Here is a 7,975-nt window from a genome sequence, read left to right on the forward strand (position 1 = left end):
GGCGGGGCCGGGGGGGGGGGCGGGGGGGGGGGGGGGGGGGGGGGGGGGGGGGGGGGGGGGGGGGGGGGGGGGGGGGGGCGGGGGCGCTGCCGCAGCCGGCGCCGCAATCATCGTCGCCTCGACGGCCGGCGCCGCGATCATCGTTGCCTCGACCGACGGCGCCGGCGCCGCCAGGCCGGCGCGCAGCGCCGCGGCGAAGGCCTCGGCATTCGCGAAGCGCCCGTCCGGCCGCTTGGCCATGGCGCGCGCCACCACCGCATCGAGCGCGGGCGGCACCGTCACCGACAGGTCGGAGGGCTTCGGCGGATCGGTGTTCAGCGCCTTGTGCATGATCGCCGCCATGCCGCCCTCGAAGGGCCGCTCGCCGGTCAGCAGCTGATACAGCAGGACGCCAGCCGAGTAGATGTCGGTCCGGGCATCCACCGTCTGGCCCATGAACTGCTCGGGCGACATGTAGGCCGGCGTGCCCATCACCGTGCCGGCCTGGGTCATGCTGCTGCTCTCGATCCGCGCGATGCCGAAATCGGCGAGCTTCGCCTGGCCTTCGGAGGTGAGCATGACATTGGCGGGCTTGATGTCGCGATGGACGATGCCGCGCGCATGGCTGAAGGCCAGCCCCGCCAGCACCTCCTCCATCACCCGCACGACCTGCGGCAGCGCCATGCGCTCCTGCCGGTCGAGCAGGCTCTTCAGCGTCGGGCCGTCCACGAACTCCATGACGATGTAGGCGACGCCGCGATCCTCGCCGTAGTCGTAGACGCCGACGATGTTCGGATGCGTCAGCCGCCCCGCCGCCTGCGCCTCCCGCCGGAAGCGGGCGAGCTCCTCCTGCGCGTCGCTGTCGTCGGCGGCGGGCAGCCTGACGGTCTTGATCGCGACGCGCCGTGCGATGACCGGATCCCAGCCCTCGTACACCACGCCCATCGCGCCGCGGCCGAGCGTGCTGCGGAGTTCGTATTTGCCGAGATTGCCGCCGGGCTCGATCATGCGGCGGCCCGCGTCCGCGCCGCGCCGCGACCGCCGCGGCGCCCTGCCTTCCCGGCACTTCCACGCAGGCGCGATTCGGGCTTCACGCCGGCATCATAGGCGCGAAGCATCGGCGACGGAAACCGGGCGCAGCGCGCCGCCCTCGCCGATCACCGCGAAGGGCGCCCAGAAGAAGGGGTGCGCCGCCTGTTCCGGCAGGCCGCGCCCGGCATCGTTCAGGATCGAAAGCTGCGCCGCCTGCAGCGCCTGCGACGGGCCGCGCCCGCCGCGGATCTCGGCCAGCGTCTTGGCGACGAGATAGGCCGCCATGCGGTCGTCCACCGCCCAATGCGTCACCAGCAGCGACCGCGCCCCCGCATAGAAGAAGGCGCGCGCCAGGCCCGACAGGCTTTCGCCCGCCGTCGAGCCGGCCGGGCCGCCGGAATTGCAGGCCGAGAGGATCACCAGGTCCGCATCCAGGTCGAGATTGACGATCGCCGACGCCGTCAGCAGCGCCGGCGCGGCATCCGGCGCAGTCGGCGGCGTCGAGGCGAGGATCGCCGGCTCCGGCTGGCAGGCGATCTCGGAGGGCAGCACGGCATGCGTCGCGAAATGCAGCACGCGGTAGTCGCGCAGCGGCGCGCGCCGCACCGCATCGGCGGTGAAGGCCGGGCCGAGCAGCCGGTCCTGCGGACTGGCCTGAAGCAATTGCCGCGCCGCTTCCAGCTCTCGCGTGGCGGAGGGCAGCGGCGGCAGCCCGGCGAAGAGCGCCGCGCTCTCGGCGCAGCTGTCGGCGGGGAAGCTGCGCGCCGCCTGCGCGCGCGAGGGCGGGCGGAAATCGCCGAAGCCGAACCAGGGCCGCGTCGCGCGCGATCCTTCCAGCCGGCGCAGGCCGACGAAATTCGCCGCCGCGGGCACATGCGCGATGGCGAAGCGCCGCGCGAGGAAGGGCGCGGCCGAGAGCCTGTCCGGATCGGCCGGGCCGGTCAGCAGCACTTCGAAGGGCAGCGCCAGCAGCGGGCCGCTCGGCGCCACGGCCAGCGCGGTGGCGCCCTCCAGCGCCGGGCCGAGGGCGCCGAGCGTCGCGCTGTAGAGCTCGGCCGCGGCGCTGGTGTCGACGCGCGGCCGGCCGGGGCCGGTACGCTCGATGCTGGCGCGCACGCGGCGCACCAAGCCGCCGATCCGCGCCTCGCCGCCGCGCACCGGCGCCGTGGCGATCCGGCCGTCGCGCAGCACGAAGGTCCAGCCGCTGCGCCCGGTCAGCACGACGCTCGCGAAGGCCTCGCCCGGGCGCAGCGCGGCAAGCACATCGGCCGCACTCGTCGCCTGCTGCACCAGCTGGCCGTAACGCGGCGCAGCCGATTGCAGCGCATCGTCGGCCTCGGCCAGCGCGGTGCGCGCCTCCGCGATGCGGCGATCCACCGACTCCGTCGCACTGCCGCGCCCGCCGCCCCCGGCGGCGATCTCGTCGCGCTCGCGCAGCAGGTCGCCGAGCGCGTTCTGCGCATCCTGGTAGCGCCGGATCGCCTCCCCGGCGCCGGGATTGCGCGCGCCATCGGCCAGCCGCACCGTCGCCTGGTCGATCTGCCGGCTGGTCAGGCCGGATTGCGCGAGCTGCGCGGCGGCGAACATCTCGGCGAGCAGCGCCTGGCTCGCGCCGGGATCGCGCCGCGCCTCTTCCGCATAGGCGGCGAGGCAGGGTTCGAGCAGCTCGGCCTCCACGCCCGAGCGCAGCAGGGTCAGCACGGCAATCGCGCTGCGGCAGGCCTCGATCACCTGGATCGGGCGATCGAGGCGGGAGAGCATGTCGGCGCGCAAGAGCTGCGTGCGCGCCACCGGACGCGTGCCGGGCATGCCGCGCGCGAAGGCGGCGGCGGCCTGCGACAGCGCCGTGGCGGCTTCCGCCGAATCGCCGCGCTGCGCATCCGCCATCGCGACGGAGCGGCTGATCCGGGCGGAGACCAGCGGCAGCGCCACGCGGTTGGCGCGCGCGAGCGTCGCGGCACTGCGCAGCGCCTCATCCGCCTCCGGCACGCGGTCGAGGCCGCGCAGCGCGATGGAGCGGTAGCGCCGCACCTCCACCAGGCCGAGCAGCGCCGAGCGGGTCTGCGGGCTGGCCAGGATCTCCGCGCCCGAGAAGGTGTCGGAGAGGGTGCGCGGCGCGGCGCGCGCTGCCAGCATGTTCGGCGGCAGCAGCCGGGTGTACTCGGCCGCGGCGCGGTCGAGCAGGACCAGCGCATCGGCGTTGCGATCGAGGTTCAGCAGGTGCAGCGCGCGGTAATGCGCGATGCGTGCCGTCAGACCTTCCTCCGCGCCGGGGCGGCGGGCCAGCGCATCGGCGCGCTCCAGCGCCTCCTCCGCGGCCGGATAGCGGCCCTGGTTCGACAGCTGCAGCGACAGCAGCGCCAGCGTGCTGGCCAGCGCCGGATCCTCCTTGCCGAGCGCGCGTTCCTGCACGCCGAGCGCGGCGCGATAGGCGGTCTCCGCGGCAGCCGCGTTCTCCGCCTGGTTGGCGCGGATGCCGGCCTGCATCAGCGCCTCATAGGTGCCGATGTCGTTCGAGCCGACGGCGCGCGCCGCGAGCCGTTCGGCCACCAGCGCCTCGGCGCCCGAGGCCGGCGCCGCCGCGCCTTCCGCGCGCAGCCGGCCGGTCGCCTGGCCGATCGCGCGCTCCATCGCCGGCAGGGCGGGCAGCACGCCATCGGCCAGCCAAGCGGTGCCGCCGACCGAGGCGACGAGCGCGACATAGGGCCAGCCGCCGGCGCGGCGGGTGCATTCCATCAGCAGCGCCGGCGCGTCGCCGAGGATCGTGGTGCTGCGCGGCGCGCCGCAGGCGAAGCGCGAATCGAGCCCCGTGCGCCATGGGCCGGAACTGGCCAGCGCCTGGATCTCCGCCGCCCCGCCCGCGCCCGCCGGGCGCACCCGTGCGCTCGGTTGCTGCCAGCTGCCGCAATAGATGTCGGCCGAGCGGTCGGTGTGGCGCTGCTGCGTGCAGGCCTCGCCGACCGTGTTGTTGCCGACCGGCTCGCCTTCGGCGCCGCCGCCGCCGACGAAGGCCGAGGGCGGCGGCGCGTTGCAGGCGCCGAGGAACAGCAGCAGCAGGGCGGCGGCCGCGCGCATCAGAAATCCCGCTCCGCGACATTGGGCACGTAGATGTCCATGTCGTCCTGGTCGTCGGGCGTGGTGGTGACGCCAAGTTCCTTCAGCGGATCGGTGATCACCGGGATCTGCACGATGAGCAGCACGCAGTTCACCGCGCCGACCGGGCATTCGTTGATCTGGTAGTCCGGTCCCACCTCCGGCCCGATGACGGAGACGGAGGCGGCGGCCGAGCCTTCCAGCCCGCGCACCGTGCCCTCCAGCACCGCCGTGCCGCCCACGCCGAGCACCGTCAGGTTGCGCACATTGATCCGGCCGGTCGCGCTGCCGCCGGTGCCGAGGTCGAAGGTGACGTCCGTCATCGGCCCCTGGAGGATGTTGGAGATCGCCAGCGCCCCGCCGCTCTCCGGCAGCCGCAGCGCCAGCGTCGCGTTCTCCGTGCCGAGCGGCGTGACGGTGAGCGTGCCGATGTCGAGCCGCGCCGCACCGGTCTCGAACACCGCGCCGGGCGTGCCGGGGATGGGCTCGGGCAGGCGATTGATCGCCAGCGGCCCCGGCGGCGGCTCGACATAGGGAACGCCCGCCGTGTTCAGCGCCACATTGCCGATCGTCAGCGGGCCCGCAGCATAGACGATCAGCGCGGGCGCGGCGATGCTGCCCTGCACCTGCAGCGCCTGGTCGTTCACCAGGATCAGGCTCTGCCCGGCCGTGATGTCGCGCAGCAGGCCGAGGCGCATCTCCGGTCCGTCGGCCAGAAGCGCGCCGCCGACAGTGCCGGTGAGCAGATCCGCGGTGATGCCGCCGGCGAAGCTGGCGTCGCCGCCGATGCCGAGCGTCAGCGTCGTCGTGGTCAGGCGGCCGGTCACGGCCTGCGACAGGTTGCGCCCGGCATTCAGCGTGACCGGATCGCCGATCACGATGCCGTCCAGCGTGATGTCCGTGCCGGCGGTGACGGTCAGCGGACCGGTGGCGATCATGCTGCCGCCGGCCTGCTGGCTGGTGGCGAGGCCGCTGTCGATCGTGATGGTTGCGCCGGTGACGCTGCCATCGAGCGCCGCATTGCCCGTCGCGCTCACCGCCACCGCGCCCGGCACCGCAAGGCTGCCGCCCGCCTGCTGCGCGATGTGGCCGCCGGCCGTGAGTGTGGCCGCGGTGCCGGTCAGCGACACGGGCTGGATCGTCAGCGAGCCTTGCGTCGTCAGCGTCAGCGGTCCGCCCGCGGCGGCGAGCGCGCCGACCACGGTGGTGTCGCCGAGGCTGGCGACGGTGATCTGCTGCCCGGCATCGAGCGGGCCGACGCGCGGCAGGCGGTTGCCGCCGGCCGCGAGGTCGATCGCGCCGCCCGCGCTGCCGGTGAGCCGCGCATCCGGCCCACCGAGCCGCGCGCCGCCGCGCTGGGCAAGCGCGCCCGTCGCGGCCATCGTCGCGGTGCCGGTCCAGGCGATGCTGCCCGCGCGCTGCGCGATGTCGCCGGAGGTCGCATCGAAGACGAGGGTCTGCGCCGCGATCTCGCCCGAAAGCTCGAGCGCCGCGCCGCGCAGAGCGAGGCTCGTTCCGGCGCTGGCCTGGATGCCGGCGGGCACGGTGATCGCGCCGGCCGCGGTCAGGGACAGCGCGCCGCCGGCGGCGACCGGACCGGTCAGCGTGAGGGCAGTCTCTGTGACGAGGGTGAGGTCGCCGCCGGCGCTCGCCGTCAGCAGCGGAATGCGATTGCCGGGCAGCGCAAGCAGGATGTCGCCGCTCGCGCGCGCATCCAAGGCACCCGTGCGCAGCGTGCCCGCAACCTGCGTGATCGCCTCGGCATCGAGCCGGATGGTGGGCGCGTCCAGGGCCACGCCGCCGGGCGCATTCAGCGTCAGCGCGCCGGCGACGTCGAACACGATGCCGCCGCCGGCCGCGACCGCGCCGATGACCGCGAGCGGCTGTGCATTGTTGAGCGTCAGGGCGCCGCCGGCGGCGAAGGGCCCGATCTGCGCGATCCGATTGGGACCCAGAAGTCCGACATCGCCGGCCGCGCCGCCCGTCAACCGCACTGCTTCGAGCTCGCCGATGCCGGTGATCTTTCCCGCACCCTCCAGGGTCATGTCACGGCGCGCGACGATCAGCCCCTGCAACAGCATGTCCTGTTGAGGGCCGCCGGCGCGCACAGTGACGTCGAGGCCCTTGACGCGATGCTGGATCGAGATGCCCCCGTTCGGTGCATCGAACAGGATCGCCCCTCCGGCCACCGTTTCCGCCTGGTGATACAGGAAGCCGTGACCGACGAAACGCGCGGCACCGTCAACTGTGATCCGCCCACTCAGAGACAGTCCGCCGGCCTCGGCATCCAGGCTCGTGGCAACGACATCCCCGGCGAGAGAGCCATCGGCAACGCCACGCAGGCGGAGGCCGCCGACGCTTTCTGTGCGGTCCAGAAGACGGAAGCGCGGCGCTGCGATGACCAGATCGTCGGCGCGAGGGCCGCCGGAGGCCCGCAGCAGCCCGGCATCCTGCGTGACAAAGTTGCCGGCAGTGAGGTCGAGCGTGGCGCCGATGATCGCGCCGCCGGACTGCACGATGTCCATTCCGGCCGAGATGGCGATGGCTGCGGGAGTCGTGACGTCCGCGGTGCTGCGCACGCTTGTCCCCGCCATAAGCGCGACTGGCCCGCCGGCGCTGATGCTGCCCGCCAGCAGAAGATCGCCCCTCGTGGCCTCGGCCGACAGCGTGCCTGTCGCGAGCACGCTGCCGCGCGCCGCGCCATCGCCCGTCGTGGCCGTCAGCCGCAGGTCGCGCGCCGCGTCCAGCGTGCCGGCCAGGTCGAAGCTCGCCGCCGTCAGCGCGACGTCCGTCGACGTGCTGCGCAGCGTCGCACCGGCCGCCTGCGTCGCCACGCCGCCCGCTGTCGCGTCGATCGAAGCGCCCTGCACCGTCCCGGCGGTCTGCGCGATGCCCGCGCCGGCCTGCAGCGTCACGGCGCCGGCCGCGGTCACGTCGTTCGGGAGCGTGATCGCGCCGGCGCTGGGCACCAGCATCGCCGCGCCAGTGCCCGCGGTCATCGCCGCCGCCCCGCCCACCTCCCCGCGCGCCGCCACGCGGGCGTCGCGGCCCGCAGCGAGCGTGCCGGACAGCGCGAAGCCGCCGCCATTCACGGCGATGATCGCGTCCTGGCCGGACGTTGTCGTCGCGGTCAGCACGCCGTCGCCGTTCGTCGCCGTCAGCCGTACGTCGCGCGCCGCGTCCAGCGTGCCGGCGAGATCGAAGCGCGCCGCGGTCAGCGCGACATCCGTGGCCGTGCTGCGCAGCATCGCGGCGGCAGCCTGCGTCGCCGCGCCGCCCGCTGTCGCGTCGATCGCCGCGCCCCGCACCATGCCCGCGGTCTGCGCGATGCCGGCACCGGCCTGCAGCGTCACCGCGCCGGCCGCGGTCACGTCGGAAGCAAGCGACAGCGACCCGGCCGACGACACCAGCGTCGCCATGCCCGTGCCCGCCGTGAGCGCCGCGGCGATGTCCATGTCGCCGCTCGCCCTCGCATTCACGTCGCGGCCCGCGGCGAGCGTGCCGGTGAGTGCGAAGCGGCCGCCGCTCACCGCGATGATCGCATCCCGCCCCGCGCTCGTCGTCGCGGCCAGCACGCCCTCGCCGCCCGTCGCCGTCAGTAGCACATCGCGCGCCGCGTCCAGCGTGCCGGCCAGGTCGAAGCTTGCGGCGGTCAGCGCAACATCCGTGGCCGTGCCGCGCAGCGTCGCGCCGGCCGCCTGCGTCGCCGCGCCGCCGATCGTCGCCTGCACGCTCGCGCCCCGCACCGTGCCGGCATCCTGCGCCAGCGCCGCCGCACGCAGCGTCGCCGCCAGGCCGGCCGTCACCTCGCCCGCCAGGCGCAGCCCACCATCCGGCGCCTCCGGCGCGGTGGCGCTGGAGGCGCCGGATG

At 74.9% G+C, this 7,975-nt stretch carries 3 protein-coding genes; all 3 read right to left on the reverse strand.

Translation table 11 applies throughout. The features are described from left to right. Window positions 1–987: serine/threonine-protein kinase (locus AC1MIR_RS06750; RefSeq protein ID WP_480027417.1), on the reverse strand; the 987-nt coding region annotated here is incomplete at its 3' end. Window positions 988–1,080: 93 nt separating this feature from the next. Further along, on the reverse strand, window positions 1,081–4,086 hold the full coding sequence (locus AC1MIR_RS06755) for a CHAT domain-containing protein (protein WP_480027418.1): 3,006 nt from the start codon (window positions 4,084–4,086) through the stop codon (window positions 1,081–1,083). Next, window positions 4,086–7,975: beta strand repeat-containing protein (locus AC1MIR_RS06760; RefSeq protein WP_480027419.1), on the reverse strand; the 3,890-nt coding region annotated here is incomplete at its 5' end. The genes AC1MIR_RS06760 and AC1MIR_RS06755, both read right to left, overlap by 1 nt.

The organism is Falsiroseomonas sp. RANM36 (assembly GCF_056682175.1).